Here is a 26,631-nt window from a genome sequence, read left to right as displayed (position 1 = left end):
TCCGCCGCCGTCCGGAACGGCAACGGCAACTCCTTCTTGGACTCCTCCAACTCCTGCTGCGCCGCGTTCTCCTCACCCTCACGAACAATGAACCCACCACCGACCGAAAAGAACGTCGCCTCCTTCACGACATTCCCCTCAGCATCGGAAACAGCGAACTTCATCCCATTCGTATGCCGCGGCAACACCGTCAACGGATGCAACACCATATCCTCCACCGCATACGGCAACTCCACACCCCCACCGGAAGCACCAGCAAGATTTAAGGTCCCAGTCTCCGCGATCGCAGCGAGCCGCTCCTCCACTTCCTCGGGAAGGATCAGCTCAGGGTGGTAGCCCTCCAAACCCAACAACGTGGCAGTCATCGTCCCGTGCCCACGGCCCGTGGCAGCCAACGAGCCATAGAGGTCCACCCGCAACGACGCCACCGACCCCAGGACACCACTGTCCTTCAGCTCGCCAGCGAACACCGCACCAGCCCGCATCGGCCCCACAGTATGCGAACTCGACGGACCAATACCCACAGAGAACAGATCGAAAACACCAACAGCCATAGCCGGGATCCCTTTTATACAGCTTGAAACGGTCCGGCAGATGGTCCTGCCGGATGGCCACTTCCGCTCGTGACGGAAGTCGACCGAAGCACGACGCCGGATGGCCCCCAAAGGCGGCAACCCGGCGTCGCAAGTTATTCAGTTACTACAATCCACGCTACGCCCGCGAAGTCCGTTTCGGGGCTTCGCTGCCGAACAAGCCGTGCTCACGGCATATTCCGCAGCTGGCCAACGAATCGGCGGGAGGACGAGCCCGGACGTGGCCCCAATGGGACCGGCGGCCCCATCGGGCCGCCTCAGGTACTTAGGAGAGGTCTCCGCCATTCTTGGAGGCGTATTCCTCGGCCGAGAGCAGCGGGCCGTCGGACTCAGCGGCGACCTTGAACAGCCAACCTGCACCGTAGGGGTCGTTGTTGATCAGGGCGGGGTCCGAAACAACGGCGGCGTTGATCTCCGTGACCTCACCCGTGACGGGCGAGTAGAGATCGGATACGGACTTGGTGGACTCAACCTCGCCGCAGGTCTCGCCGGCAGTGACAGTGGAGCCGACCTCGGGCAAGTCAACATACACGATGTCGCCCAGTGCGTCGGTGGCAACCTCGGAAATACCAACTGACACCGAGTTGCCCTCCCCGCGGGAGACCCACTCGTGCTCGTCGGAGTACTGAAGTTCGGGCGCTACTTTGGGCATTCTGTTTCCTAACGTGTGGTGAATGAAAAACTTGCTATTTTTGGCGCTTGTAGAACGGTAGCGCAACGACTTCGAAAGACTCCGTCTTGCCACGCAGGTCGATGTCCAAGGCCGTACCAACCTCGGCAAATTCGACGTCGACATAGGCCAACGCCACCGGGTATCCAAGGGTCGGGCTCGGCTGGCCCGAAGTCACTTCGCCCACCACGGCACCGTCTTTGAGCACCGGGTAGTGGCCGCGTCCAGCACGACGCCCCAGGCCCTTGAGACCCACCAGCTTGCGTCCGGTAGTGGACCCGGCGCCGTCAGCCTTCAACGCGGCCAGCGCATCCTTGCCTACGAAGTCGCCTTCCTTGGACAACGCGACCACGGGGCCGAGCCCTGCTGCGAAGGGGTTGCCTTCGCGGGAGAGTTCGTTGCCGTACAGGGGCATACCGGCTTCCAAGCGCAGCGAATCGCGGGATGCGAGGCCGGCGGGGACCAGTTCCCCTTCCTCGGCGACGGCGGTGATTGCCTGCCACAGGGCGGCTGCGGATTCGTTGGAAACAAAGATCTCGAAACCGTCTTCACCCGTGTATCCGGTGCGCGCCAAGAGCAGGTCCTGGCCGCTGCCTGCCATAAGGAAGGTCACCTCGACGGCGGCGTAGTACTTGAGCCCGGTGACCAGTTCGTGCTGTTCGGCCGGAACCAAACGCAGGAGGATGGCTTCCGCGAGGGGACCTTGGACGGCGATGAGGGAAGTGGACGCGGAGGCGTCCTCAACCACAACATCGAAACCTGCTGCACGCTCCAACAACGCCCCAGCTACAACCTTTGCATTGCCCGCATTCGGCACCACGAGGAACTTCTCCGCACCGCGACGGTAAACGATCAGGTCATCGATAATTCCGCCGTCTTCCTGGCAGATCAGCGAGTACTTGGCCTTGCCGTCAGCCATGGCGGAGATCTTGCCTACCAGGGCATAGTCCAAAAACTCTGCGGCCTGGGGGCCGGTGACCCAGACTTCGCCCATGTGGGAGAGGTCGAACAGGCCGGCCGACTTGCGGACTGCATGGTGCTCGGCCAGCTCGGAGCTGTACTTGAGCGGCATCTGCCAGCCACCGAAATCGGTGAAGGACGCGCCAAGCTTTTTGTGCTCTTCGTAGAGCGCTGTGTAGTTCTCAGTCATCGCGGGAACCCCTTAGTTCTCGAAGTCTTCGATCGGAGGGCAGGAGCAGACGAGGTTGCGGTCCCCTGCTGCGCCGTCGATGCGGCCAACCGGCGGGAAGTACTTGTCCTGCTTCAGGTGGTGGACGGGGAAGGCGGCCTGCTCGCGCGGGTACGCACGGTCCCAATCGGAACTTACGACGGCGGCTGCCGTGTGGGGCGCGCGGCGAAGCGGGGAGTCCTGCACGGAGAAGTCGCCGGCAGCAACCTGGTCGATTTCCTTGCGGATGGTGATCATGGCTTCGATGAAGCGATCGATCTCCACGAGGTCCTCGGACTCGGTGGGCTCCACCATCAAAGTGCCGGCCACCGGGAACGCCAAGGTGGGAGCGTGGAAGCCGAAGTCGATGAGGCGCTTGGCCACATCTTCAGCGGTGACGCCTGTCTTGGCGGTCAGTTCGCGGAGGTCCAGGATGCACTCGTGTGCCACGAGTCCGCCCTCGCCGGTGTACAGGACCGGGAAGTGGTCGTTAAGACGGGACGCGATGTAATTCGCGGCCAGCAGCGCGGACTTGGTGGCTTCGGTCAGGCCCTTGCCACCCATGAGCTTCACGTACGCCCAGGAGATCGGGAGGACGCCGGCGGAACCGAAACGGGACGCCGAAATCGGGACATCCTTGCCCTCGGTCCACGACGCGGCATCGCCGGGCATGAACGGAGCCAGGTGCGCCTTGGCTGCAACCGGGCCAACACCGGGACCGCCACCGCCGTGCGGGATGCAGAACGTCTTGTGCAGGTTCAGGTGGGACACGTCGCCACCGAACTTGCCTGGCTGAGCCAAACCAACAAGGGCGTTGAGGTTGGCGCCGTCGATGTAGACCTGGCCACCGGCCTCGTGGATCGCGTCGCAGACCTCGCGGACGTCGGCATCGTAGACACCGTGCGTGGACGGGTACGTGATCATGATGGCCGACAAGGCGTCGCGGTGGGCTTCGATCTTCGCCTTCAGGTCAACGTGGTCGATGGTGCCATCGGGGGCCGTCGCCACAACAACCACCTTCATGCCGGCCAGTACTGCCGAGGCAGCGTTGGTGCCGTGGGCAGAGGCCGGGATCAGGCAAACATTGCGCTGGTCATCGCCATTGGAGAGGTGGTAGCCACGGATGGCCAGCAGGCCGGCGAGCTCACCCTGGGAGCCGGCGTTCGGCTGGATGGACACCTGGTCGTAGCCGGTGATCTCGGTCAACTGGGCCTCGAGGTCGGCGATCAGTTCGCGCCAGCCGGCCGTCTGGGAATCCGGAGCGAACGGGTGGATGGAGGCGAACTCCGGCCAGGAAATAGCTTCCATCTCAGCCGTGGCGTTGAGCTTCATGGTGCACGAACCCAACGGAATCATGGTGCGGTCCAGTGCGAGGTCGCGGTCCGAGAGCTTCCGGATGTAGCGCAGGAGCTGGGTTTCGGAGCGGTGGGTGTTGAACACGGGGTGCTGCATGAAGTCACTCGTGCGCTCAACGGAAGCCTCCAGTGCAAAGCCTTCCACGGCGTCGGTAACCGAAGCACCAAAGACATCAAGAACACCGCCGACAACCTCAGACGTAGTCGTTTCATCGACGGAGATTCCCACCAAATCGGCGTCGATGCCGCGCAGGTTGATCCCCTTGGCTTCGGCGGCGGCGATGATCTCCGCCGCTTTGCCCGGGACGCGGACCGTGACGGTGTCGAAGAACGAACCATGGAGGACCTCGACGCCGGCAGCCTTCAGCGATGAGGCAAGGGTGCGGGCGTGGCCGTGGGCGGTCTCGGCGATTGCCTTCAAGCCTTCGGGGCCGTGGTAGACGGCGTACATCGAAGCGACGATCGCCAGCAAAGCCTGGGCCGTGCAGATGTTGGACGTGGCCTTCTCACGGCGGATGTGCTGCTCGCGGGTCTGCAACGCCAAGCGGTAGGCGGGGACACCGGCGTCGTCCTTGGAAACACCCACCAGGCGGCCCGGCATGGAGCGCTCGAGGCCCTTCTGGACGGCCATGTAGGCAGCGTGCGGGCCGCCGAAGAACAGCGGCACACCCAGGCGCTGCGCGGAACCGACGGCGATGTCAGCGCCCTGCTCGCCCGGAGGGGCAATGAGCGTCAGGGAAAGGAGGTCGGCGGCTACGGTGACCAGCGCACCGCGTTCCTTGGCCTCGGCGATCACGGCGGAGTGGTCGAACACGCGGCCGGAAACGCCGGGCTGCTGGAGGACGACGCCGTTGATGGCGCCTTCCGGGAGGCCTGCGCTCAAGTCAGCGACCTCTACTTCGAAGCCGAGCGCTTCGGCGCGGCCCTTCACGATGGCGATCGTCTGCGGCAGGCAGTCGGCGTCGAGAACCGTCTTGCCGTCCTGGGCTGTCTTGTTCTTGTTCGCGCGGCGCATCATCAACACGGCTTCGGCTACTGCAGTTGCTTCGTCCAGCAGGGAGGCATTGGCGATCGGCAGGCCAACGAGGTCCTGGACCATGGTCTGGAAGTTCAGGAGCGCTTCGAGGCGGCCCTGGGAAATTTCCGGCTGGTAGGGGGTGTAAGCCGTGTACCACGCCGGGGATTCGAGGATGTTGCGGCGGATCACCGGCGGGGTGATGGTGTCGTAGTAGCCCTGGCCGATCATCTGGACGGCGGTCTTGTTCTTGGAAGCGAGCTTGCGGAGCTCGGCCAGCACCTCGACTTCGCTCAGCGCGTTCTGCAAGGTCAGGGCAACGTCCTGGCGGATGTCGTTGGGAACGGCGGTGTCGACCAGCGAATCAACGGAGTCGAAACCAACTGACTTAAGCATGGTGTCGATGTCGGCCTGGCGGCGGGCGCCGATATGCCGATCGACGAAGGTGGTGGAGGCAGAACTAACCGTCACGAAGGAACTCCAATACTTGGGCGGCGTTTGGGTACGCCACAGCGGCTCGGGTTCCTCCCCGCTCTGTATTGGACCTGAGAGTTTCCGCGTGTTGTCCGCACAACGAATCGCTTGCACCGTCGGTGAGCACAGCATCCAACGCCAAGGGCGCAGAGTGCCTGCTGCTTTCCAGAGTTGCCTCGCCGCGGCGGTGCGTGGGCCTGAGAGATTCCTGGGGAGGGTTTGCTCCTACGGCGCCTGCATCACGTGCCTGCAGGACTCTCCCGCCGCAGATCAAAGGCATGTTCAGTTGTCTATGGGCACCGCTTTGGGCACGCCACAAGGGTTAATTGTCCTACGTTCAGAGCCCTGCGGCAAATGCATGCAGCGTCACTTCCGCAGGCGGTCCAAGACTCCCAGCAGGATTTCGACGTCGGCCTCCCGGTCAGTGTTGCCGGCGTCCTGCCCGCCTTCGAACATCGCATTGAAATACAGCCCGTCACCCATGTAGCTGACAGCCTTGGCGACCTCCGGTCCGACGTCCTCAGCCAGCACGCCCAGCCATTGCCGCTGAATTCCGGCGAACCTGCGACGGGTTTCTTCGTGCGCCACCTCGGCCAGGCGGGTCGCGGCCACGAAAGCCCGGTCCATGGGGGTCCCACCCCACAGCGAAGTGCGGATGAAGTACGCGGCTGCACCGTCCGGCGCCGCCTTCATCCGCTCTATGTCCTCCTGCGCCAGCTCATCCAGGCGCTCCAGCAGGGCGCTGATCAGGGCTTCCTTGTTGGGGAAGTGGTACAGCAGCCCGCCCTTGGAGACCCCAGCCCCCTTTGCAACGGCGTCGAGGGTGGCCGCCCGCTCCCCCACCTCGATGAGGAGGGATTCGTAGGCATCCAGGACAGCGTCCCGGGCAACTGGTTTTCGTGGCATGTGTACATCATTCCCTAAAGGCTGGCTGGGATTCCATTTGAAACTATACCGTCTGGACGGTACAGTTAGAGTCATGTTCTCGCCGTCCTCCACCCAAGCACCCCGTTCCGCACGTCCATCCCTGGGCAAGGCAGCTCCGTGGCGCGACTGGACGGCCCTGGCATTGCTGATGTTTCCGGTGCTGCTGGTGGCCGTCGATAACACCGCCCTCACCTTCGCCCTGCCCGAAATCGCCCGTTCCCTGGACGTCGGCGGCATACAGCTCTTGTGGATCGTGGACGCGTATCCGCTGGTGTTGGCGGCCCTCCTGGTTTCCATGGGCAACCTCGGGGACAGGATCGGACGACGCCGGTTGCTCCTGCTGGGCAGCACAGGTTTCGCTGCCGTTTCGGCTGCTACAGCCTTCGCGCCATCCGCTGAATGGCTGATTGCCGGACGGGCCGCACTCGGCGTCTTCGGTGCCATGTTGATGCCGTCAACGTTGTCCTTGATCCGGAACATCTTTACCGATCCCAACCGCAGGCGGCTCGCTATCGCGGTGTGGGCTGCAGGCTTTTCCGGCGGCGCTGCCCTCGGTCCCATCTTCGGCGGCTGGCTGGTTGAGCACTTCTGGTGGGGCGCAGTCTTCCTGGTGGCAGCCTTCCTGCTCCTGCCGCTCCTTGCCTTTGGCAAGGTACTGATTCCTGAATCCAAGGACGCCAACCCTGGCCGGGTCGACGTACCCAGCATTGTCCTGTCGGTCATCACCATGGCGCCCTTCGTGTACGGCATCAAGGAATTCGCAGTCCACGGCTTCGGAGCGTCGGCAGTTGCTTTCATGGGCTTCGGCCTGGTGATGGGCATCCTGTTCGTCCGCCGCCAGCAGAGGATCGAAAGCCCCATGCTGGACGTTGGCTTGTTCAAGAACAAAGTGTTCAGCACCGCGATCGTGGCCAACATCCTGTCCCTGTTCTCCATGACGGGCTTCATCTACTTCTTCGCCCAGCACCTGCAGTTGGTTGAAGGGCAGTCCCCCATGGAGGCCGGAATCGCCATGATCCCAGCGCTCCTGGCGACCGTGGTCGCCGGCCTGCTGGTGGTACCGCTCGTCAGGAAAGTCAGGCCTGGTTTTGTTGTGGCTGGCGGACTGACGCTAAGCGCAGTCGGGTATCTGGTGGCTGTCATGGGCGACCACGGCAGTGGACCCGTATTCCTCCTCGCAGCCCTGACGGTGCTGGCAGTGGGAGTTGGCGCCGCGGAGACCATCTCGAACGACTTGATCCTGGCTTCCGTGCCGGCAGACAAGTCCGGAGCGGCCTCTGCCATCTCCGAGACCGGCTACGAACTCGGTTCACTCATGGGAACTGCGGTGCTCGGTTCGATCCTCACGGCGTCCTACCAGCACAACCTCGTCATTCCCGACGGCGTACCCACCGAAGCTGCGAGGAAGTCCGGGGAAACCCTCGCCGGCGCAGTTGACGCTGCATCCGGCCTGCCCACCCAGCTGTCCGAGGCATTGACCACCGCCGCCCGGATAGCCTTCGACTCCGGCGTCCACATCACTGCGGCGATTGGGCTGGTATTGATGGCCGGTGCGGCAGTGATGGCCGCCGTCGTACTCCGCAAGGTTCCCAAAGCGAAGTAGGAACTACACCGCTTCGGTAGGTGCGGCCATGTTGTCGACGCCGGCAGTCAGTTGGTCGATTCGGTCAAGGGCATCGCTGAGCTTGCCAACAGTGGTCCACAGACCGGGGTGCTGCTCCCTGACCTCCTCAAGCGGAGTCCCCGCGGAGGTCAGGGACGCCAGGTCAAAGCTCACGTTGGTCCGGGCCCCAGCAATTGCCGCCCTCAGGGCGCCAAACCCCACCACAACATCGGCGATGAGGGCTGGGTTGCCATGGGATGCAAGCCAGCCAAGGTCTTCGATGGCCTTCATAGCGCGCTCGCCCAAGACAGCGGAGGCCTTGGCTGCTTCCACAGAGGCGCGGTGAATGGCCTCCTCGCGTTCCGGACCGGGGTCAAGGCGGAACGCGGCCCCGAAGGCGTCGGAAGCAGCGGCGTCGTCGTCCGCGAGCTGGAGGGCAGTTTTCCTGAGCTCCTTGGCCCTGGCGTGAATGGCAGAAAGCTCGTCCCGCTCATGGTCTTCGGGCTCCGTATAGCCAGCCACCATGGAGGTCAGGGCAGCCGCAATGGAGAGCATCACCCCGGTCCCGGCACCACCACCGGGCGAACCGCTCGACTCTGCCAAGGCTTTAGTCCAGTCCTCAACTGTGGAACTCTGCGTGGTGACGGGTTGGGCTTTGCTCATGCCATCCAGTCTGCCGCGACTGTTCAGTCTTCGCACATACCGGGTGGATACACTGGCCAGACCGAAGGCGTCGAACGAAGAGGGTAGAACCATGACCATTGACCTCGAAGAACTTTACAAAGACCTGCACGCCAACCCGGAGTTGTCTTTCCAGGAGACCCGGACTGCCAGGATCGCCGCCGGGCACTTGGAAAACCTGGGATTCACGGTTCACCGCAACATCGGCAAAACCGGCGTGGTGGGCCTTTTGGAGAACGGCCCCGGACCCGTCGTAATGCTCCGGGCGGACATGGATGCCCTCCCGGTCAAGGAATCCACCGGGCTGGCCTACGCAAGTAACGCCATGGGTGTAGACCCCGACGGCAACGATGTCCCGGTTATGCATGCCTGCGGCCACGATGTCCACGTCAGTTGCCTGGTCGGAGCGGCCGAATCGCTTGCCGGGCAGCGTGACCAGTGGCAAGGAACCCTCATTGCCGTGTTCCAGCCTGCCGAAGAATGGGGTGGCGGCGCGAAAGCCATGGTGACCGACCGCCTCTACGACACAGTGCCCAAGCCGGATGTGGTCCTCGGACAGCATGTTGCGCCCTTCCCCGCTGGTTGGTTCGGCATCCGGGCAGGCGTCACCATGGCTTCAGCGGACTCCCTTAACGTCACCCTGCACGGACGAGGCGGACACGGATCCCGTCCCGAAACCACTGTTGATCCCGTCCTCATGGCCGCTGCCGCCACAGTCCGCTTGCAGGGCATTGTGTCGCGTGAGCTCGCCGCCAGTGACTCCGCCGTGGTGACCGTTGGGCAGATCCACTCCGGAACGAAGAACAACATCATCCCCGAGACTGCAACCCTGGGCCTCAGCGTCCGCACTTTCAGCGACTCCACCAGGGACAAGATCCTCGGCTCGATTGAACGCATCGTGCAAGGCGAAGCGACAGCCTCCGGCGCTCCCAAGGACCCGGAAATCCATTTCGAGGAGCACTTCCCGCTGACGGTCAACGACGAATCGGCGGCAGGCAGAATCACCGCGGCGTTCAAGGCACGGTTCGGGGCGACGCAGGTCATTGACCCGGGACCCGTATCGGGCAGCGAAGATGTGGGAGCCCTGGCCAAGGGTGCCGACGCGCCCTTGGTGTTCTGGTTCCTTGGTGGCGCGGATCCTGAACTCTTCAGGGAATGGGCCACTACCGGCCGGCTCCCCGAGGACATCCCGTCCAACCACTCACCCTACTTCGCCCCTTTGATCCAGCCCACGCTGGCCAAGGGAACGGAGGCGCTCGTGACCGCAGCCCTGGAGTACCTGGGCTCATCGCACTTGGGCGACCAGAACAGCTAAGCGGGGCGGCCGCCATGGAAAAGGCGCCGGTAGCCCGGCGCCTCTGTGCGGATCTACTGTTCGTTCCAGCCCAGGTGTTTCCTAGACTTTCTCGTGGATGCGGTCCACCTTCGGTTCGTAAACCTCAGGCTCACGGCGACGGCGTGCCAGGAAGGTCCATAGTGTTCCTTCCGTCCCGCGGCTGGTCTCAGCCGGGGCAGCAGGCTCTTTGGCCTCGGTGGTGCGGGTCTCGGGCTTGCGCGCGGAGTCCTTCTTCGTGCGCCGCTCGAAGTCGTCATAGTACGCGTAGCACATGCCAACCTCCTTTAGTGGCGATCCTTTAATAGTCCTCGCACTCCGGGCGTACGTCGACCATTTTTTATCGGGCAGCCTCCACCGCCAGCCTTGTCTCCTCAGCCACAAGGTGGGCGTTGATCGCAGCTCCAGCCATGACGCCCGAAGCGGCCGATGCCATGACCTGTCCCATGAGGTCGACTACATTTCCGGCAGCCCACACTCCCGGCACCGACGTGGCCCCGCCCAGGGGGTTCACTTCGACGTGGCGACCAACTCCCATGGGGTGTTCCACTACCGGAACGCCAAGGGATTCCAGCACCGCGGACCGAGCCTCCAGCCTGGCGCCCGTCACTACCGCTGCCACAGGGATGACTGCTCCCGAGGCCAAGACGACACCAGTCAGCGCATCATTGACCACCTCGAGTGACCGAACTTTTCCCTCGACAACGTTGATGGACCGGGCGGCCAACTGCTCCCATTCCTCGTCTGTCGGCTCAATGATGTCATTGAGGAACAGCGTGATATCCGGACTCCACTGCCGAAACAGCATCGTCTGGTGCAGGGACATGGGTCCCGCGCCCAGAATCCCGATCGCCGCGTTCCGCACTTCCCAGCCATGGCAGTACGGGCAGTGCAGGACGTCTCGACCCCACCTCTCGTGGATGCCCTCAATCTCAGGCAGCACATCCGTAAGCCCGGTAGTAATCAGCAGCCGCTGCGCCTTGACTGTCCGCCCCTCCCCCAACTCCACCTCAAAGGAGAGCTCCGCGCCTTCCTCAGCCGCCGACGTCGCACGTGCCGCAATGGCGACTCCATTCACGATGTCTACCCCGTATCCGAGCGCCTCCTCCCGTCCGAGTTCCAAGAGCTCCTTGGGATTGATGCCGTCCCTGGACAGGAAGCCGTGGACTCCGGCGGCAGGAGCGTTCCGGGGTTCGCCGGCGTCGATCACCAAAACGGACCGTAGGGCCCTGCCGAGCGTGACAGCGGCACTTAACCCGGCTGCGCCACCTCCGATCACCACGACTTGGTACTCGTTGGCCAACTGTTTGTTTTCGAGCCTGTTCACTGTGCCTCCATCAACTTCGAACGGCCATTCACCGCTCCTTCCATGGTTGGGCAGCAACAAAGTATTCAGCAAGAAAAGTTGCCGATATGGCAAACTGGGATCATGACTACCGATCTCACAGCAATGCTCGACGCCGTCGGCCCGCGCCTGCGCGCGATGCGGAACCAGCGGAACCTTACGCTCGCCGAAGCTTCTGAAGGGACCGGCATCTCTGTCAGCACGTTGTCGCGGCTGGAGTCGGGTCAACGGAAGCCCACCCTTGAGCTGTTGCTTCCGATAGCGCGGCTCCACCAGGTCCCGCTTGAAGAGTTGATTGACGCGCCGGAAACTGGAGATCCACGCATCCACCTCAAGCCCCATGTTCACCACTGGGGCACCGCACTCCCCCTCACCCGCAGGCCCGGCGGGATACAAGCATTCAAGATGGTGTTGAAAAGTGGCACAGGCAAGGAGGTCCCGGAGCCGCAATCCCATGAGGGCTACGACTGGATGTATATCCTCAACGGAAAACTCCGGCTGGTCCTGGGCGAAAACGACTTCATCCTCAAACCCGGTGAAGTGGCGGAGTTCGACACACGCACCCCGCATTGGTTCGCCAGCGCCACCTCCGAGCCCGTGGAACTTTTGACGCTCTTTGGCCAGCAAGGCGAACGGCTGCACGTCCGGGCGCGACCCAAGCGGCAGGATTAGCGGGCTCGCGGACTAAGGAGCTGGCGGACTTAGAAGCTGGCGGACTATGAGGCCAGGAATTCTTTGGCACTACGGCGCTGAATGCCGGTGTCCATGCCTGCGTCAGGCTGGTTGATCTCGGTCCATAGCTGATCGAGCGACAGGCCAAGTGCGTCGGCAATCGCGGCCACTGTGGGAAAGGCAGGAGTAGCGACCCGGCCGGACTCGATTTTGCGCAGCGTTTCCGGGGAAACGCGGGCATCCAGAGCGATCTCCAGCATTGAGCGCGTTCCCCTCGCTCGACGTAACAGCGCACCAAGACGCTGTCCACGCTCGGCCTCTGCGGGTGTTAGTGGCAACCTGACCATGGCTCCAATTCTAATACCGGGATAATATGGCCGGGATAGTTATTGGAAATACCCCAGAAAGGTTCCGCATGATCGAGATCCTCAGCACCGGCGAACTGACACGCGCAAAAGCTGCAGGGGCATTGGTGGCCAACATCCTGCACACCCTGAAAAACCGTTGCACTGTTGGGACCAACCTCTTGGACATCGACCAGTGGGCCAAGGCCATGATCCTGGAAGCCGGCGCAGTATCTTGCTACGTGGACTACGCTCCGTCCTTTGGGCGCGGACCCTTCGGCCATTACATCTGCACAGGCGTCAATGATGCCGTCCTCCACGGCCTGCCGCGGGACTACGCCCTGGCCGATGGCGACCTCCTGACACTGGACCTCGCCGTTTCCCTGGACGGAATCGCCGCCGATTCTGCCATCAGCTTCATCGTCGGCGACACGAAACCCGCCGAGAGTGTGGCCATGATCGAGGTAACCGAACGTGCCTTGCGTGCTGGCATAGCGGCGGCCCGACCCGGCGCCCGCATCGGTGACCTTTCCTACGCCATCGGCTCAGTTCTCAGCGAAGCCGGTTACCCCGTGAACACTGAGTTTGGTGGCCACGGGATCGGATCAACCATGCACCAGGAGCCGCACGTCCCCAACATGGGCCGGCCGGGACGGGGCTACAAGCTCCGCCCCGGCCTACTCCTCGCTTTGGAGCCCTGGGTCATGGCCGATACAGCCCAACTGGTCACGGACCCGGATGGCTGGACACTTCGCAGCGTCACGGGTTGCCGGACGGCCCACAGTGAGCACACCATCGCGATCACCCATGATGGAGCCGAAATACTCACCCTGCCCACAGTGGCTTAGGTCAACACCGCTGGCAGTAGATCCTCGGCGGAAGGATGCTGCTGAACCTCACTGGATTCAGGCTCCAGATGCGGCTCCGTCTCCTTCTCCGGAACGGCTCCGTGTCCTGGTAGTGGTGGGGCTTTTGATTGGTAGGTGTGTCCGGTGGGTGTTTGGAGTTTGAGGGTGTGGCGGGTTTCGGGGTTGGCGTTGCCCTGGGCGGTGGTTGCGGTCCAGCCGGGGTGTTCTTTGGTGTGGTTGCACGCTTCGCAGAGCCCGGCGCCGTTCTCCAGTGTGGTGGCTCCGCCCTCGCGCCAGGGCACGACGTGGTCGATGTGCCGGATGGGCGCGTCGCAGTACGGTGTGCGGCAGGTGGCATCGCGGGTCTCAATGAAGCGTCGCAGCCTCGGTGGGAAGAGCCGTGATTTGGAATCCGTGGTCAGCAGCTCCCCGGTGGTTGGGGCGGTGTAGAGCCGCCGCAACCAGACGCCGTACTCAGGATCCCGCACAGTGGCCCCTGACCGCCCTACGGTGCTGGCTGCGCATTCGGGGTCGCCCGCCGGCGTGGGGTTGGTGAACTCGCGTGCCCAGTGGGCCGGGACGATGCCGTAGCCCTGAAGCCTCGCCGGTTCACTCTCGCCCTGGAACAAAGTCCGGTCCGTCATGACGAGCTGGACCTCGACACCGCTGATCCCGCCGGGTTTACCGGTCAGACGCTCCACGAGGGTGTCGGCCATGACCTGGCTCCGGGTCCGCTCCCCACCGGAGCTGGCCCCTGCACGGGACCGGCCAGAGTCCGCCGCCCGCGACAACGCCGCATAAACCGCGACACCTTGGGCAGCCGGCAGCAACGCGGTCAGGACCGTCATGGTATCCGGGGCAGGGCGCAAGTCCACGGTCCGGTCGGACGCGGCACGGGCCGCACGCTGGGCCACCGACCGGGGATCCCGCCGATACGCCGCAGCCCGCGCCGCGGCGATGATCTCCTTGTCCCCGACCCCCTCAAAAGTCCCCGCATCGGCAGCCAGTTCCGCATCAACCGCGGCCCGGTCCTCCACAGACAAACAGGCTGTTTCCCTCACCAGCAACGTAGCCCGCCACTCATTCAAGAGCCCTGATTCGAGGGCGGCCATCGTGTGCGGCATCTCCGTGACAAGAGCCTTCCCCAGCCCGAGGAGCCGCGAGCCCTTGTTCGGCGACTCCCGCCGCGCCAACGCAACCTGGGCTCCCACATCATTGCCGCGCTCGGACACTGGAACACCCGCCGCAGCCTGGCCGGCGCGCACACCCACATCGAACGCCACCGCCACCCTCGCCTGCAAAGCGGTGATGGCGGACTTCAGCTCCTCCAGAGCACGGAGCTGATCAATCAACTCACCGCTCCCGTCGCCGAGACGGACGGCACCCAAAAGTACGATGAGATCAGAAACCCGGGGTGTCGCCTCCAGGGACAATAGACCCGCGACAGGATCAGGCTCACCTACCGCTGCGCCCGCTTGCCAGCCCCGAATCTGCTCCATACCCCAACTCTTCCAGCCCCCAAAAGAGCACAGAAGGCACCAACCGCCCTATGTGGAAAACCCCAAAGTCCAGAACAAAACCACCCCGGACCACCGTCATAAACGATTCCGATTCATTTTCCCCTTGCGCTCGGGCGTGACTGACGCCATACTAAATGAACGCTATTCATTTAGTGACTGTCGTCTCACCGGAGTACATGCCACCATGATTGAAATAACCTGCCTCGAAGCCCCCACTTCCCTGGCCCGCACCGAGCCCTCCACGCGAACGCCGCTTCGCGTCGGCGTCGTCCAGCACCGCTGGCATGCTGACCAAGCCGCCCTCCACGCCGAACTTACCGAGGGGATTGAACGCGCAGCCAAGCTGGGAGCCACCGTTGTTTTCCTGCCTGAACTGACGCTCTCCCGCTACCCCGCCGATACCAAGCCGAAGAACGACCCCGCCGCGGGCATCCGGCCTTCGGACATCACCGAGGACCTGTTGACAGGCCCCACCTTCACTTTCGCCGCTGAGGCTGCCCGGAAATACGGCATTTCCGTTCACGCCTCGCTGTACCAGAGGGCCGAAAACCCGGATGGCACGGACGACGGCCTTGGCCTGAACACGGCAATCCTGGTCTCCCCCGCAGGAGAATTGCTCGCCCGCACGCACAAGCTGCACATCCCCGTCACGGCTGGCTACTACGAGGACAAGTTCTTCCGCAAGGGCCCCGAAGCCGAAGATGCCTACGCTGTCCACGCACCGGCAGAACTTGGCGGCGCCCGCCTGGGCATGCCCACCTGCTGGGATGAATGGTTCCCCGAGCTCGCCCGTATGTACTCCCTGGGCGGTGCCGAAATCCTGGTCTACCCGACGGCGATCGGCTCCGAACCGGACCACCCGGACTTCGACACGCAGCCACTGTGGCAGCAGGTCATCGTGGGCAACGGTATCGCCAACGGCCTCTTCATGATCGCCCCCAACCGCTACGGCAACGAGGGCACCCTGAACTTCTACGGCTCTTCCTTCATCTCGGACCCCTACGGCCGGATCCTGGCCCAGGCACCCCGTGACGAATCCGCCGTCCTGGTGGCCGACCTTGACCTCGACCAGCGCAAGGATTGGCTCACCCTCTTCCCCTTCCTGGCCACCCGCCGCCCCGAAACGTACGCCCGCCTCACCGAACCGGTGAACGCGGACGCACCTCTCGGCTCCAGCCCCGTTGTAAGCCGGCAGCCCCAGGCAGTATCCGCATGAGCGCCTGGCGCATGCCGTCCGAGACGGCTCAACAGGACCGCGTCTGGATGGCGTTCCCCACCGGCGGCTACACCTTGGGGGACACCGAGGAAGAGGCGCACGCCGCGCGCTCGACGTGGGCCGCCGTCGCCAACGCCATCCTTGAGTTCGAGCCTGTCACCATGGTGGTAGCGCCCGACGACGTCGAAACGGCCGCGCGCTACCTCGACCCTCGCGTTGAGGTACTTACCGCTGAGCTGAACGATGCCTGGATGCGGGACATCGGGCCCTCGTTCGTGCTGGATGCGAACAAACAGCTCGGAGCCGTGGACTGGATCTTCAACGGATGGGGTGGCCAGGACTGGGCCACCTGGGACAAGGATTCGTTGATCGCCGCCAACATCACCAACCGCGCCGGCGCAACGCATATCCCGTCCGGGATCGTGAACGAGGGCGGCGGCATCCAGGTTGACGGTGAGGGCACAGTCCTCGTCACCGAGACCGTCCAACTGGACCAAGGCCGCAACCCCGGCCTGACCAAGTCCGACATCGAGCAGGAGCTGGCCCGGACCATCGGCGCAACACACGTGGTGTGGCTGCCCCGGGGCCTGACCCGCGACTCGGAGAAGTTCGGAACCCGTGGCCACGTGGATATCGTGGCCGCCATCCCCAGCCCGGGAACCCTGCTGGTCCACTCCCAGCAGAATCCCGAACACCCGGATTACAAGGTTTCCCGGGAAATCATCGACTTCCTGCGCACCACCCATGACGCAGCCGGACGGGAATGGAACATCATCGAAGTTCCCGCCCCGGAAGCCCTCACTGACGACGAGGGTTACGTGGACTACAGCTACATCAACCACCTTGTAGTCAACGGCGGAGTCATCGCCTGCAGTTTCAACGACCCCACGGACGAGAAAGCACTCCGCATTCTCGCCGATGCCTACCCGGGGCGCCGCGTTGTCAGTGTTGACGCGCGCGAACTCTTCGCCCGGGGCGGCGGCATCCACTGCATCACGCAGCAGCAGCCTTCGGCCATCTAGAAAGGGCCCTTCATGAGCCAGACAATCCGTGCCGGTGCCTCGAAAAGCACCAGCGCCGCTGCAGAGTCGCACGACATCAGCGGCAAGGGACTGAAGACGGGGCAGTTGGGGCTCCTCGCCGTCGTCGTTCTTGGCATTTCAACCATCGCCCCGGCGTACACCCTCACCGGTGCGCTCGGCCCAACCGTCAATGAAGTCGGGCTGCAGTTGCCCGTCATTTTCCTTATCGGATTCATTCCGATGATTCTGGTCTCGCTGGCCTACAGGGAGCTCAATGCGGACTCCCCGGACAGCGGCACCACGTTCACCTGGGTCACCAAGGCGTTTGGTCCTTGGGTGGGCTGGATGGGCGGTTGGGGCCTGTTGGCTGCCAACATCATCGTCCTGTCCAATCTTGCCGGTGTCGCGGTGGACTTCTTCTACCTGTTTCTTGCGCAAGCTACCGGTTCCCCTGAATTGGCGGATCTTGCATCGAACAAGCTCCTCAACGTAGCCACGTGTTTCGTCTTCGTGGCGCTGGCCGTCTGGATCAGCTACCGCGGCCTGCACACCACCAAGATCGTCCAGTACGGCCTGGTCGGCTTCCAGCTGTTGGTTCTGGGAATTTTCGTCGCCATGGCATTCGCCAACTGGTCCACCTCCGAGACTGCCGTTCCCTTCAGCTGGGAATGGTTCGACGTCACCAAGGTTGAGACCTTCGGCCAGATCGCCGCAGGCATTTCACTCTCGATCTTCGTCTACTGGGGTTGGGACGTGTGCCTGACCGTGAACGAGGAAACAGCCAACGGCAAGAAAACCGCAGGTGCCGCGGGCACCCTGACGGCAGTCATTGTCCTGGGCATCTACTTGCTGGTCACCATTGCCACCATGATGTTTGCCGGCGTCGGCGATACCGGAATCGGGCTGAACAACCCCGAGAACCACGCCAACGTGTTCACAGCACTGGCCTCCCCGGTCATGGGGCCGTTCGCGATCCTCATGTCCCTTGCGGTGCTTTCCAGCTCGGCTGCTTCCCTGCAGTCCACCTTCACCTCGCCGTCCCGCAGCTTGCTCGCCATGGCGCACTACGGGGCCCTGCCGGAGCGTTTCAGCCACATGAGCAAGAAGTTCTCGACGCCGGGCTTCGCCACCGTCGCGGCCGGCGTCCTGTCCGCGGGCTTCTACGCGGTGATGCACGTGATCAGCGAGAACGTCCTCAACGACACCATCCTGGCCCTGGGCCTGATGATCTGCTTCTACTACGGGCTCACGGCCATCGCTTGTGCCTGGTACTTCCGCAACAGCGTGTTCAGCAGTGTCCGCAACTTCTTCCTTCGGTTGGTTTGCCCGGTGTTGGGCGGCGTTGGCCTGTTCGTGGTGTTCCTGCAGACCGCGATGGACAGCTGGGATCCGGAGTTCGGCAGTGGCTCGGAGATCTTTGGCGTGGGACTCGTGTTTATCCTCGGCATCGGAATCCTGGCCTTGGGTGCCGTGGTCATGCTGGTCCAGTCCCGCATGCGGCCCGGCTTCTTCCGGGGCGAGACCATCCGGAAGGATACTCCGGCGCTGGTGGTCCCGGAGTAAGCTGCGCCGAAAACGCTGGAAAGCTGCCAGTTCGCCCGGAAACTTCCGTGCGAACTGGCAGCTTTCCCGCTATCTGGGCCTCACCAGGCTCAGGCGCTACCAGTGATGGGCAACATCCACCACAAGCCGGGAGCCGCCGTCGGGTCCGTCCAAAGTGAAGACCCTGAACGGAAGCCGGGCCCGGACACCCAGGCCGACGCTGGTAGTGCCTTCGAAGCTGCCCGCGTAAACCACCTGACGGAACGTCTGGTAACCGGAAACGTTCGAGAGTTCAGCCTTGGCCGCAGGCAGGTAAGTAGGCTGCCCCTGCTGGTCATAGGAAGGCGCTGTGACCATCACCTGCAGGTCCGCATCGCCCAACATCGGCACCGGGAATCCGCTGGGATCCAGCGTCACCACCGGAACGTATTGCACGGAATAGCCGGCAACTTTGCCGGTCATATCGATCACCAGGCGGTCAAAGCACGGCTGCTCCCCCGTGCGCACACCAGTGACATTGGCCGGACTCATATCCGGATCAGCCTTGGCCAACGAGCCCCAGGTGATACCGCAATACGATGCCGCCGAGGCTGGCCCCGGCGCCGCTAGACCGAGCCCGGCAGCTGCCAAAACCGCCGCCAAGCCCGCTCCAATTTTCCTCATTTTTTGTGCCCCCTTCAGGCGAAGTTGATACTTCAACTCTAGGAGTGCAGGTGAGGAATCGTGCGGGTTGTGGCCGCTTCGGCGCATAACCGTTAAGGGGACCCCCGGCTGATCACGGGAGAGTCATTGGAAGCCGTTTAGAAGGGCAATTCAGGGTTCTTTAGGGCCGCATCTGCCACGTTTTCGTGACCGAAGATAACGTGACCAACGCGTTACTCAGCCTTCGCAGTCCTTGCAGAACTTGAGGCCGTTCTTTTCCAGCGCGATCTGGGACCGGTGACGGACCAGGAAACAGGAACCGCACGTGAATTCGTCGGACTGTTCCGGGACCACAACAACAGTCAGTTCCTCGCCCGAAAGATCCGCGCCGGGAAGGTCGATTCCTTCGGCAGTATCGACGTCCTCAACGTCGATGACAGCGGTCTGGGCACTGCCCCCGCGGGACGCCTGCAGGGCCTCAAGCGATTCAGCCGGAGACTCTTCTTCTGTCTTGCGCGGGGCGTCGTAATCAGTAGCCATTGAGGGTTCGCTTTCGTTGCTGCATAGTGCCTATTCCGGCACCTCAGTGAAGCAGTTTAGGGCATACTACCCGGCATTAACGAAAAGTGTGCCCAACGCAACATTTGCAGCTTCCAACGCGCTTCCTACATGGCTTTCGGGACCCGCCCTGCGTGGGATTGGATGGCCTGGGCGCTTGCAACGGTGACGCCGCTCAGGGCAGGCAACCAAGTCCAATCCTGACCTGTCCCACGCGGTTCGCCCTCTTCGCCCCCAACACAATCCAGGACATATGCCGCCTCGATCCAGCGCCCGAAGGCTTGCCCCATGCGGGCTGCCAGTGCGGCCAGTGATGTGATCATGGGCCCAAGCTATCCACCCGGCATGTGGGGGCCGTTTCCGGATGGTCACCGGTTTGTTAACTCTCAGTCCTGCAAAGCCTGTTCCACGATGTACTCCGCGATGGCCATGGAGGAAGTAGCCCCGGGAGACGGTGCGTTCCGCACCAAAACAGTGTCCCGGCGTCGTGCGATGACAAAGTCGTCCACCAGCGATCCGTCCCCATTCATGGCCTGGGCGCGGACGCCCCGGGTGCCGGGAAGAACCGTGGCCCCCTCCAGCGAGGGCACAAACCGTACTGCTTCGCGGATGAATTTCTTCCGGCTCAGCACCGTCTGGAATTCGCGGACTGCGGACGGCACGTTCTGCCGCGCAAAATTCCAGAAGCCCGGGAACAGCGCATAATCAAGGACATCCCGGACCCGGACATCTTTCCATCCATAGGATTCCCGGCCGAACGAAATGAAGGCGTTGGGGCCAAGCATCATTTCGCCGTCGATGCGCTTGGTGAGATGCACGCCAAGGAATGGGTGCTTGGGGTCCGGGACAGGATAAATGAGGCCCTTCACCTGTTCGCGCGCCGCACGTTCCAGAAGGAAGTATTGCCCAAAGAACGGCACGATCCTGGGAACTGGCGGCTCGCCCGTCGTCTTCGCCAGTCGGTCCGACTGGAGACCCGCGCAAGCAACCACCAGGTCAAAGTGTTCGGCGCCTTGATTCGTATGGACCACCACGCCGTTTGCTTGCTGTTCCAGCGAAGTCACTTCCCGCCCCAGCAGGATGGTCCCACCCGAGCTGCGGACGTCGTCGGCGAGCGCTTCGGTGATTGCTGTGTAGTCAACGATCGCCGTTTCCGGCGAGTGCAAAGCAGAAAGTCCGACGGCGTTCGGCTCCACCTCGCGTATCTGGTCGCCGCGCAGCATCCGCGCTCCAGGAACACCGTTGGCCGTGGCGCGCACGAAGATGTTGTCCAGGCGTTCTTGCTCTTCGGCCGTCTGCGCGATGACAAGCTTCCCGCAGGCTTCGTACGGCAGGGCTTTCGCGGCGCAGAAGTCCCGCAGCAGCTCCACTCCCCTGCGGCACAACCGTGCTTTCAGCCCACCCGGTTCGTAATAGAGGCCCGCGTGGACCACCCCGGAGTTGTGGCCTGTTTGGTGGGCGGCGAGCCGGTCTTCCTTCTCGTAGATGGTGACTTGTGCGCCGTCGAGCCTGTTGGCGAGTTCCCTGGCAACCGCGACGCCGATGATTCCGCCTCCCACCACGGCACAGCGTTTGATCGTCTTCATGACTGGCACTCCTCATCGTTGGGGCTGGTCCGCGTCAGTCACAGCATTTCACGCAAGTGGCTTGCGGGCACGCAGGCCGTGGCACTCTGGCCGTGGGCACGCAAAAGGGGCGGCACACTGGGTGCCGCCCCTTTTACGTGGTACGTGGGTTACTACGCAGTCGGCTGGTCGAAACGCTGGCCAGCCGGGTTGGACGGCAGGAGTGCGAAGACCAGGACAGCAAAAGGAATGACGATCAGGAATGCAAGCCATCCACTCAGATTGGCGTCATGGAGGCGACGGACAACCAAGGCGATCCCGGGGATCAGCGTCGCAAGGCCCCAGACGATGGCAAGGATAAGGCCAATAACATAGACCGGGCCAAGAGCCGGAACTCCATCTGAATCGACAGAGATGCCAGTGGTCATGAGGATATTGAGCACGATCAGAACAATCGCGTTCACCAAGGTCCACCACCAGTATTCACTGCGGCTGGCGCGGCCGCTAAAGGCAGTGTACTTCTTGAAGAAACGCTGGACAGCGGCACCGATCGGCGCGCCGTAGTAAGGAGCCCACAGCGGCGGCTCGCCGGCCTGTGCGCCATATGGCTGGGTCTGTTGCGGTTGTTGCGGGTAGCTCATTGGAATATCCCCCGGTTCGTTGTGATAAATGCATACTCAGAGACGAGTCGACCCAATCGTAATGCCCCGAACGCCATTTAGGCAGTTCGATGGACAAAGTTAACCCGGATTTAGCCCATTGACGGATTATGTCGGCCCCACAGTCGCTCAAGCGGGTGGGATGTGAACGAGCGTCCCGCTCAAGCGGGTGGTATGTGAACGAGCGTCCGGCTCAAGCGGGTGGGATGTGAACGAGCGTTGGGTTAGGGCTACCGCGCGTAATGCTTCCGCAGGTCGGTTTTCCTGATCTTCCCGCTTGCAGTGCGCGGCATCTCCTCCACGAAAACCACGGACTTGGGGATCTTGTAACGGGCCAGCCTGCCGTCCAAGTGCGAGCGCAACTGTTCCTCGGTCAATGCAGCGCCCTCCCTGAGGGTGACGATTGCCCGGGGCACTTCACCCCATTTCTCGTCGGTCACTCCGATCACGGCCACGCTCCCGACAGCCGGGAGCTCTGCAATGGCTGCTTCCACCTCTGCGGGATAAATGTTCTCCCCGCCGGAAATGATCATGTCCTTGAGCCGGTCTGAAACGAACAAGAAGCCTTCCTCGTCCAGGCTCCCCATGTCACCGGATCGGAACCAGGACGAATCGGAATAGCTTTCCGCCGTGTCCTCGGGGCGGTTCCAATATTCCTTGATGACGTTCGGCCCGGAAATCTGGATTTCGCCCACTTCTCCGGCTCCCAGGATCCCGCCGAACGGGTCAACGATCCGCACGTCCGTGAAGAAGTGCGGTAGCCCTGCCGAGCCGGCTTTGTCCTTGGAAGCGGCGACCGGCAGCATGGTTGCGCCGGGCGCAGTTTCGGTCATTCCGTAGCAGGCAGTAAAGCCGATACCGCGTGCTTCGTAGGCGTCCAGCACCCGTTGCGGGACGGCGGAACCGCCGCAGGTGAGCTTGTCCAGGGAGCTGAGGTCCGCCGTCGACCATTCCGGATGGTCACAGAGCATTTGGAAAGTGGTGGGGACGCCATTGAGGGTGGTCACGTGATGCCGCTCCACCAGCTCCAGGACGCGTCCGGCGTCGAATTTGGCTTCGAGGATCACGGTGGCGCCCTTGAGCAGCATGGGCAGCAAACCCATGTCCAGGGACGCTACGTGGAAGAGCGGCGAAATCATGAGCGCTACGTCGTTCCGGCACAGGTCCATGTCCACCACGGTATTGATGCAGTTCCAGGTGATGTTGCCGTGAGTCAGCAGCGCACCCTTGGGCTTGCCGGTGGTGCCGGAGGTGTAGAGGATCATGGCGGCGTCGTCCAGGGTCACCACAGTGTCCAGCGGCGTCCCGTCCGCGGCGTCAATTGCCTCGCCATAACGTTCGACGCCGGACCGCACCTTAACAGCGGCGCCTTCAGGGTCGTCGTCGGACGCCACTACAAGCCGATGGGTCACCGCGGTGTCTGCCACCGCGGCGGTTGCGACGGTGTCCAGGGCGGCAGCACTGACCAGGAGCCGCGCGCCCGAATCCTGTAGCTGGAACTGCAGCTCAGGGGCGGCCAGGCGCGTGTTCAGCGGAACGAAGATTGCTCCGACCAGCCCGCAGGCAAAGAAGGTTTCCACGAACGAAGGGTGGTTCTCGCCGAGATACGCCACGCGATCGCCCTTGGCGACTCCCCTGTCCTTGAGGGCGTTGGCCAGGTGGTCGGTGCGGTCGGCCAGTTCACGGTAGCTCATGACCTGGTCACCGGAGACAAGCGCCGTTTTTGGTCCGGACTTGTTGCGGCGGCGGTGCATCCAGGATCCAACTCCGTTGTTGTCCATGTGCGTATTCCTAACTAACCGTTGAGAGGTCGTTGTTCTTAGACTCCCGCGTCAGCAGGATGAAGACAATTGACACCAGCGACATGACGGACAGGAAGATTACGACAGGGACGATGCTCTGGCCGGAATCCTTGTAAAGTCCGGCAACGATTCCGGGTGTGAAGCCCGCACCGATCAACGTCGCCAATTGATAGCCCACGGCCGCGCCTGTATAGCGGTTGGTGGTCCCGAACTGCTCGGAAACGAACGCTGCCAGTGGGCCGTAAAGGGATGAGTGCAGGACCAAGGCCACGGTGAACGCGAGGAAGATCAGGGCGATGTTGCCTGAGCTGAGCATCCCGAACATCGGGACCAGGTAGAGGATGAACAAGGCCAGACCGGTGACCATTACTGGACGGCGACCGAAGCGGTCGGACAAACGGCCGCCGAGCAGCACAAACAGGATGGAGATGGCCGAAGCTCCCGCGAAGGCATAGAGCACGCCCTGCTGGGGAGCACCCTTGGAAACTGCGTAGGTGACAGAGAACGTCGGCAGCACTACCTGGAGGCCAAATCCTGCGGCTCCGGCAAACATGATCATGATCAGGGCCTTGGGACGCTTCAGCACCTCCAGGAGCGGGATCCTCCGTTTGGTCCCCCGGGCACTTTCCTTGGCCACGGCCTCGGCGAAGATCGGGCTTTCGGAAACCCGCAGCCTGACGAACATGCCAACGATCAGTAGGACAAACGAAAGCAGGAAAGGAACGCGCCAACCCCAGGCCAGGAAGGCGTCCTGCGGGAGGGCCGAAAAGATGCCCATGACAACGGTGCCGAGCACGGCACCCGTCGGCGCACCCGCGTTCACGAACGACGCCGCGAAGCCGCGCCGCTTGCGATCGGAATGTTCCAACGCCATGAGCGCGGCGCCGCCCCATTCACCGCCGACGGCGATGCCCTGGCAGACGCGCAGGACCACCAGAAGCACGGCTCCCCAGGGTCCGATCACACTGGAGCCCGGGATAAGGCCAATCAGGGTGGAAGCGATGCCCATCATGGCCATGGAGATGATCAACATCCCCTTGCGGCCGATCCGGTCACCGAAATGGCCGAAGATGATGCCGCCCAGTGGCCTTGCAACATAGCCTGCCGCAAACGTTGCATAGGCCGCGACGACTCCTACCCACTCATCCGTTCCGGCAAAGAACACCTTGGGGAAGGCAACAGCTGCCGCCGTCGCGTACAGCAGGAAGTCGTAGAACTCGATGGTGCTGCCCAGATAGCTGGACAAGATGACCGTGCGCGCTTCCTTGCGCTTTGCGGCCGTGCTCGGCGATGCGAGTGCAGTGTGTCCTGACATGGCTGTTCCTTCGAAGAGGAGGGACTGTGGTTTGAAAAAGGGTCTATTTGTAGAAGCGGCTTATTTGTAGAAGCGTGCGAGGAACTCGGCCACGACGGCGGGGCGTTCCTGCCCTTCGATTTCGATGGTGGCGTTGACCTTGATCTGGGCGCCGCCCTTGACCTCGGTGACTTCGGCGATGCTGCCGCTCATGCGGACCTTGGAGCCGACCTTGACCGGGGACGTGAAGCGGACTTTGTCCAGGCCGTAGTTGACCTTGGTGGTGACGCCCTCGACGTCGAACAGCTCGCCCCAGAAGGGAATGATCAAGGACAAGGTGAGGAAGCCATGGGCGATCGGGGCGCCGAAGGGTCCGTCCTTCGCGCGCTCGGGATCAACATGGATCCACTGCTGATCGTCCGTGGCGTCGGCGAACAGATTGATTTGCTGCTGGGTGATTTCACGGTAGTCGGTGGTGCCCAGGTCCTTGCCGGACATGGTGAGCAGGGTGTCGAAATCGACGACGAGATTGGGCATCGTTGCCTCCTGGTAGTTGTGTTGTCAGAGCGGGTTAGCGGGTGAAAGCACTTTCGCCCGTAAGGGCTCGGCCGATGATCAGCGCATTGATCTCGTGGGTGCCTTCGTACGAATAGACGGCTTCGGCGTCGGCGTGGAAACGCGCGACGTCGGCGGCGAGCGTGATGCCGTTGCCGCCCACGACTTCGCGGGCCAGGGCGACGGTTTCGCGCATCATGAGGGATGTCTGCATTTTGGCCAGCGCGGAATCCTGGTCCCGGTAGGTGCCTTGGCTTTGTTGTTCGGTCAGGCGCACCACGAGTGAAAGTGATGCGGTGACGTTGCCGAGCATCCGGGCCAGCTTTTCCTGCACCAACTGGAACGAACCCAGGTTTCTGCCGAACTGTTGGCGTTTCTTTACGTAGGCCAGAGCGGCCTCGAACGCACCGGCTTGGATACCCGTGGCGATCCACGCGACGTCCGAGCGCATGGCCCGCAGCATCGCGGCAACATCCTTGAACGAGTTCACGTTGTGCAGGCGCATGGCCTCGGGGACCCGGACGTTATTCAGGGTGATGTGGGCGTTCTGCATCATGCGCAACGAGGCCTTGCCGTGGATCTTCTCCAGGTTCACCCCGGGAGCCGTGCGGTCCACGAGGAATCCTTTGACCTGGCCATCGGTGACGTCCCGGGCAAACACACACAGTACATCGGCCGTGGAGGCTCCCCCGATCCAGCGTTTCGCGCCGTCCAGAACCCAGCTGCCGCCGTCGAGCTGTGCGTCGAAGCGGGCGGTGGTGGCGAGTCCACCGGCGATGTCAGAGCCGTGCTCGGGCTCGGTCAGGGAGAAGACGCCCTTGAGCGAGAAGTCGATGACCTCGGGCATCCACTCCTTCTGCTGCTCCTCCGAGGCACCCACCCGGATCGCGGTCCGGAACAGCCCTGCCTGGGCGGTGTACCAGGTGGCCAGCGAGGCATCCGTGCGGGCAAGCTCGAAGATCCGGAACCCTTGGTAGATGCCCCGTGCGGATTCCGCGAATGGTTCCATCAGGTCAAGGTCGATCAGCGGTTGCGCCAGTTGCTCCGGGAATTCTCCCCGCTCCCAGTACTCGGCCAACAAGGGCTTTGCCTCGGTGTCCAGGAAGTCCCGCAGCCGGGCCAGCACGGCGCGCTCGTCGTCGCTAAGGAGCGCTTCGGCGTCGTACCAGTCCGCCGCGGAGTAAAGGCGGGCACCCACGCCGGCTTCCGTCGTCGTGCTTGTCACCAT

At 62.9% G+C, this 26,631-nt stretch carries 26 protein-coding genes and 1 riboswitch; of the genes, 7 read left to right on the top strand and 19 right to left on the bottom strand.

The genetic code is table 11. The features are described from left to right. From PJL15_RS20555 to PJL15_RS20535, 5 genes are all read right to left on the bottom strand, one after another. Positions 1-554 (bottom strand): serine dehydratase beta chain (locus tag PJL15_RS20555; RefSeq protein ID WP_281452989.1); only part of this gene is annotated, 554 nt, incomplete at its 3' end. Positions 555-858: 304 nt separating this feature from the next. Further along, positions 859-1,245: a glycine cleavage system protein GcvH gene (gene gcvH, locus PJL15_RS20550; protein ID WP_281452988.1), complete on the bottom strand. Its 387-nt coding sequence runs from the start codon at positions 1,243-1,245 to the stop codon at positions 859-861. 34 nt (positions 1,246-1,279) lie between these two features. After that, positions 1,280-2,413 (bottom strand): glycine cleavage system aminomethyltransferase GcvT, encoded by a 1,134-nt coding sequence (gene gcvT, locus PJL15_RS20545; RefSeq protein ID WP_281452987.1) that lies wholly within the window; start codon positions 2,411-2,413, stop codon positions 1,280-1,282. Positions 2,414-2,425: 12 nt separating this feature from the next. Next, positions 2,426-5,272, bottom strand: a complete 2,847-nt coding sequence (gene gcvP, locus PJL15_RS20540) for an aminomethyl-transferring glycine dehydrogenase (RefSeq protein WP_281452986.1) — start codon at positions 5,270-5,272, stop codon at positions 2,426-2,428. 178 nt (positions 5,273-5,450) lie between these two features. Continuing rightward, positions 5,451-5,548: riboswitch (glycine riboswitch) on the bottom strand. A 93-nt stretch (positions 5,549-5,641) separates the two neighbouring features. Then, positions 5,642-6,181, bottom strand: coding sequence for a TetR/AcrR family transcriptional regulator (locus PJL15_RS20535; RefSeq protein ID WP_281452985.1), 540 nt, complete (start codon positions 6,179-6,181; stop codon positions 5,642-5,644). 73 nt (positions 6,182-6,254) lie between these two features. On the opposite strand from PJL15_RS20535, the gene PJL15_RS20530 reads away from it, so the two are divergent. After that, the gene (locus PJL15_RS20530; protein WP_281452984.1) at positions 6,255-7,805 is read left to right on the top strand and encodes an MFS transporter; all 1,551 of its coding nucleotides are present in this window, start codon (positions 6,255-6,257) and stop codon (positions 7,803-7,805) included. Positions 7,806-7,808: 3 nt separating this feature from the next. Here PJL15_RS20530 and PJL15_RS20525 read toward each other — a convergent pair whose 3' ends face one another. After that, entirely contained in the window at positions 7,809-8,468 is a 660-nt protein-coding gene (locus PJL15_RS20525) for a cyclodeaminase/cyclohydrolase family protein (RefSeq protein WP_281452983.1), read from the bottom strand. Positions 8,469-8,559: 91 nt separating this feature from the next. Between PJL15_RS20525 and PJL15_RS20520 the strand changes: the two genes are divergently transcribed. Continuing rightward, positions 8,560-9,801 (top strand): amidohydrolase, encoded by a 1,242-nt coding sequence (locus PJL15_RS20520; RefSeq protein WP_281452982.1) that lies wholly within the window; start codon positions 8,560-8,562, stop codon positions 9,799-9,801. Between the two features lie 81 nt (positions 9,802-9,882). Here PJL15_RS20520 and PJL15_RS20515 read toward each other — a convergent pair whose 3' ends face one another. Then, entirely contained in the window at positions 9,883-10,095 is a 213-nt protein-coding gene (locus tag PJL15_RS20515; protein WP_281452981.1) for a hypothetical protein, read from the bottom strand. 64 nt (positions 10,096-10,159) lie between these two features. After that, positions 10,160-11,146: an NAD(P)/FAD-dependent oxidoreductase gene (locus PJL15_RS20510; RefSeq protein ID WP_281452980.1), complete on the bottom strand. Its 987-nt coding sequence runs from the start codon at positions 11,144-11,146 to the stop codon at positions 10,160-10,162. A gap of 102 nt (positions 11,147-11,248) precedes the next feature. Here PJL15_RS20510 and PJL15_RS20505 point away from each other — a divergent pair, with 102 nt between their 5' ends. Continuing rightward, positions 11,249-11,836, top strand: a complete 588-nt coding sequence (locus PJL15_RS20505; RefSeq protein WP_281452979.1) for a helix-turn-helix domain-containing protein — start codon at positions 11,249-11,251, stop codon at positions 11,834-11,836. Between the two features lie 44 nt (positions 11,837-11,880). Here the strand turns inward: PJL15_RS20505 and PJL15_RS20500 are convergent, their stop codons facing one another. Beyond that, positions 11,881-12,183, bottom strand: a complete 303-nt coding sequence (locus tag PJL15_RS20500) for a helix-turn-helix domain-containing protein (RefSeq protein ID WP_281452978.1) — start codon at positions 12,181-12,183, stop codon at positions 11,881-11,883. Between the two features lie 68 nt (positions 12,184-12,251). Here PJL15_RS20500 and map point away from each other — a divergent pair, with 68 nt between their 5' ends. Next, entirely contained in the window at positions 12,252-13,028 is a 777-nt protein-coding gene (gene map / locus PJL15_RS20495; RefSeq protein ID WP_281452977.1) for a type I methionyl aminopeptidase, read from the top strand. Here the strand turns inward: map and PJL15_RS20490 are convergent. Next, positions 13,025-14,527 carry an HNH endonuclease gene (locus PJL15_RS20490; RefSeq protein ID WP_281452976.1) on the bottom strand — a complete coding sequence of 501 codons (1,503 nt, stop codon included), beginning with the start codon at positions 14,525-14,527 and terminating at the stop codon, positions 13,025-13,027. The two genes, map and PJL15_RS20490, sit on opposite strands and share 4 nt — an antisense overlap. A gap of 205 nt (positions 14,528-14,732) precedes the next feature. On the opposite strand from PJL15_RS20490, the gene PJL15_RS20485 reads away from it, so the two are divergent. Genes PJL15_RS20485 through PJL15_RS20475 form a run of 3 tightly spaced genes read left to right on the top strand, consistent with a single transcriptional unit; the run spans position 14,733 to position 18,349 of the window. After that, positions 14,733-15,764 carry a nitrilase-related carbon-nitrogen hydrolase gene (locus PJL15_RS20485; RefSeq protein WP_281452975.1) on the top strand — a complete coding sequence of 344 codons (1,032 nt, stop codon included), beginning with the start codon at positions 14,733-14,735 and terminating at the stop codon, positions 15,762-15,764. After that, positions 15,761-16,786 carry an agmatine deiminase family protein gene (locus tag PJL15_RS20480; RefSeq protein WP_281452974.1) on the top strand — a complete coding sequence of 342 codons (1,026 nt, stop codon included), beginning with the start codon at positions 15,761-15,763 and terminating at the stop codon, positions 16,784-16,786. Before PJL15_RS20485 ends, PJL15_RS20480 begins: the two co-directional genes overlap by 4 nt. A 12-nt stretch (positions 16,787-16,798) precedes the next feature. Continuing rightward, positions 16,799-18,349: an APC family permease gene (locus tag PJL15_RS20475; protein ID WP_281452973.1), complete on the top strand. Its 1,551-nt coding sequence runs from the start codon at positions 16,799-16,801 to the stop codon at positions 18,347-18,349. A gap of 96 nt (positions 18,350-18,445) precedes the next feature. Here PJL15_RS20475 and PJL15_RS20470 read toward each other — a convergent pair whose 3' ends face one another. The 9 genes from PJL15_RS20470 to PJL15_RS20430 form a co-directional block, all read right to left on the bottom strand. Then, positions 18,446-18,991, bottom strand: a complete 546-nt coding sequence (locus PJL15_RS20470) for an AMIN-like domain-containing (lipo)protein (protein ID WP_281452972.1) — start codon at positions 18,989-18,991, stop codon at positions 18,446-18,448. Between the two features lie 216 nt (positions 18,992-19,207). Further along, positions 19,208-19,510 carry a DUF4193 domain-containing protein gene (locus PJL15_RS20465; RefSeq protein WP_281452971.1) on the bottom strand — a complete coding sequence of 101 codons (303 nt, stop codon included), beginning with the start codon at positions 19,508-19,510 and terminating at the stop codon, positions 19,208-19,210. Positions 19,511-19,635: 125 nt separating this feature from the next. Then, positions 19,636-19,851, bottom strand: coding sequence for a hypothetical protein (locus PJL15_RS20460; protein WP_281452970.1), 216 nt, complete (start codon positions 19,849-19,851; stop codon positions 19,636-19,638). A gap of 63 nt (positions 19,852-19,914) precedes the next feature. After that, positions 19,915-21,114 carry an L-2-hydroxyglutarate oxidase gene (gene lhgO / locus PJL15_RS20455; RefSeq protein ID WP_281452969.1) on the bottom strand — a complete coding sequence of 400 codons (1,200 nt, stop codon included), beginning with the start codon at positions 21,112-21,114 and terminating at the stop codon, positions 19,915-19,917. A gap of 152 nt (positions 21,115-21,266) precedes the next feature. Continuing rightward, positions 21,267-21,734 (bottom strand): DUF805 domain-containing protein, encoded by a 468-nt coding sequence (locus tag PJL15_RS20450; protein WP_281452968.1) that lies wholly within the window; start codon positions 21,732-21,734, stop codon positions 21,267-21,269. Positions 21,735-21,982: 248 nt separating this feature from the next. Further along, on the bottom strand, positions 21,983-23,533 hold the full coding sequence (gene menE, locus PJL15_RS20445; RefSeq protein WP_281452967.1) for an o-succinylbenzoate--CoA ligase: 1,551 nt from the start codon (positions 23,531-23,533) through the stop codon (positions 21,983-21,985). A 10-nt stretch (positions 23,534-23,543) separates the two neighbouring features. Beyond that, positions 23,544-24,869 carry an MFS transporter gene (locus tag PJL15_RS20440; RefSeq protein ID WP_281452966.1) on the bottom strand — a complete coding sequence of 442 codons (1,326 nt, stop codon included), beginning with the start codon at positions 24,867-24,869 and terminating at the stop codon, positions 23,544-23,546. Positions 24,870-24,929: 60 nt separating this feature from the next. Beyond that, positions 24,930-25,385: a MaoC family dehydratase gene (locus tag PJL15_RS20435; RefSeq protein WP_281452965.1), complete on the bottom strand. Its 456-nt coding sequence runs from the start codon at positions 25,383-25,385 to the stop codon at positions 24,930-24,932. Between the two features lie 34 nt (positions 25,386-25,419). Then, positions 25,420-26,631, bottom strand: coding sequence for an acyl-CoA dehydrogenase family protein (locus PJL15_RS20430; protein ID WP_281452964.1), 1,212 nt, complete (start codon positions 26,629-26,631; stop codon positions 25,420-25,422).

The organism is Paenarthrobacter nitroguajacolicus (assembly GCF_029952445.1).
Classification (GTDB): Bacteria; Actinomycetota; Actinomycetes; order Actinomycetales; family Micrococcaceae; genus Arthrobacter; species Arthrobacter nitroguajacolicus_B.
This window is presented reverse-complemented; position numbering and strand designations above follow the sequence as displayed.

Coding starts and splice junctions, on each gene's coding strand:
- gcvH (WP_281452988.1), bottom strand. CDS start 1,245: ATGCCCAAAGTAGCGCCCGAACTTCAGTACTCCGACGAGCACGAGTGG.
- gcvT (WP_281452987.1), bottom strand. CDS start 2,413: ATGACTGAGAACTACACAGCGCTCTACGAAGAGCACAAAAAGCTTGGC.
- PJL15_RS20535 (WP_281452985.1), bottom strand. CDS start 6,181: ATGCCACGAAAACCAGTTGCCCGGGACGCTGTCCTGGATGCCTACGAA.
- PJL15_RS20530 (WP_281452984.1), top strand. CDS start 6,255: ATGTTCTCGCCGTCCTCCACCCAAGCACCCCGTTCCGCACGTCCATCC.
- PJL15_RS20525 (WP_281452983.1), bottom strand. CDS start 8,468: ATGAGCAAAGCCCAACCCGTCACCACGCAGAGTTCCACAGTTGAGGAC.
- PJL15_RS20520 (WP_281452982.1), top strand. CDS start 8,560: ATGACCATTGACCTCGAAGAACTTTACAAAGACCTGCACGCCAACCCG.
- PJL15_RS20515 (WP_281452981.1), bottom strand. CDS start 10,095: ATGTGCTACGCGTACTATGACGACTTCGAGCGGCGCACGAAGAAGGAC.
- PJL15_RS20505 (WP_281452979.1), top strand. CDS start 11,249: ATGACTACCGATCTCACAGCAATGCTCGACGCCGTCGGCCCGCGCCTG.
- PJL15_RS20500 (WP_281452978.1), bottom strand. CDS start 12,183: ATGGTCAGGTTGCCACTAACACCCGCAGAGGCCGAGCGTGGACAGCGT.
- map (WP_281452977.1), top strand. CDS start 12,252: ATGATCGAGATCCTCAGCACCGGCGAACTGACACGCGCAAAAGCTGCA.
- PJL15_RS20490 (WP_281452976.1), bottom strand. CDS start 14,527: ATGGAGCAGATTCGGGGCTGGCAAGCGGGCGCAGCGGTAGGTGAGCCT.
- PJL15_RS20485 (WP_281452975.1), top strand. CDS start 14,733: ATGATTGAAATAACCTGCCTCGAAGCCCCCACTTCCCTGGCCCGCACC.
- PJL15_RS20480 (WP_281452974.1), top strand. CDS start 15,761: ATGAGCGCCTGGCGCATGCCGTCCGAGACGGCTCAACAGGACCGCGTC.
- PJL15_RS20475 (WP_281452973.1), top strand. CDS start 16,799: ATGAGCCAGACAATCCGTGCCGGTGCCTCGAAAAGCACCAGCGCCGCT.
- PJL15_RS20470 (WP_281452972.1), bottom strand. CDS start 18,991: ATGAGGAAAATTGGAGCGGGCTTGGCGGCGGTTTTGGCAGCTGCCGGG.
- PJL15_RS20465 (WP_281452971.1), bottom strand. CDS start 19,510: ATGGCTACTGATTACGACGCCCCGCGCAAGACAGAAGAAGAGTCTCCG.
- PJL15_RS20460 (WP_281452970.1), bottom strand. CDS start 19,851: ATGATCACATCACTGGCCGCACTGGCAGCCCGCATGGGGCAAGCCTTC.
- lhgO (WP_281452969.1), bottom strand. CDS start 21,114: ATGAAGACGATCAAACGCTGTGCCGTGGTGGGAGGCGGAATCATCGGC.
- PJL15_RS20450 (WP_281452968.1), bottom strand. CDS start 21,734: ATGAGCTACCCGCAACAACCGCAACAGACCCAGCCATATGGCGCACAG.
- menE (WP_281452967.1), bottom strand. CDS start 23,533: ATGGACAACAACGGAGTTGGATCCTGGATGCACCGCCGCCGCAACAAG.
- PJL15_RS20440 (WP_281452966.1), bottom strand. CDS start 24,869: ATGTCAGGACACACTGCACTCGCATCGCCGAGCACGGCCGCAAAGCGC.
- PJL15_RS20435 (WP_281452965.1), bottom strand. CDS start 25,385: ATGCCCAATCTCGTCGTCGATTTCGACACCCTGCTCACCATGTCCGGC.
- PJL15_RS20430 (WP_281452964.1), bottom strand. CDS start 26,631: ATGGTGACAAGCACGACGACGGAAGCCGGCGTGGGTGCCCGCCTTTAC.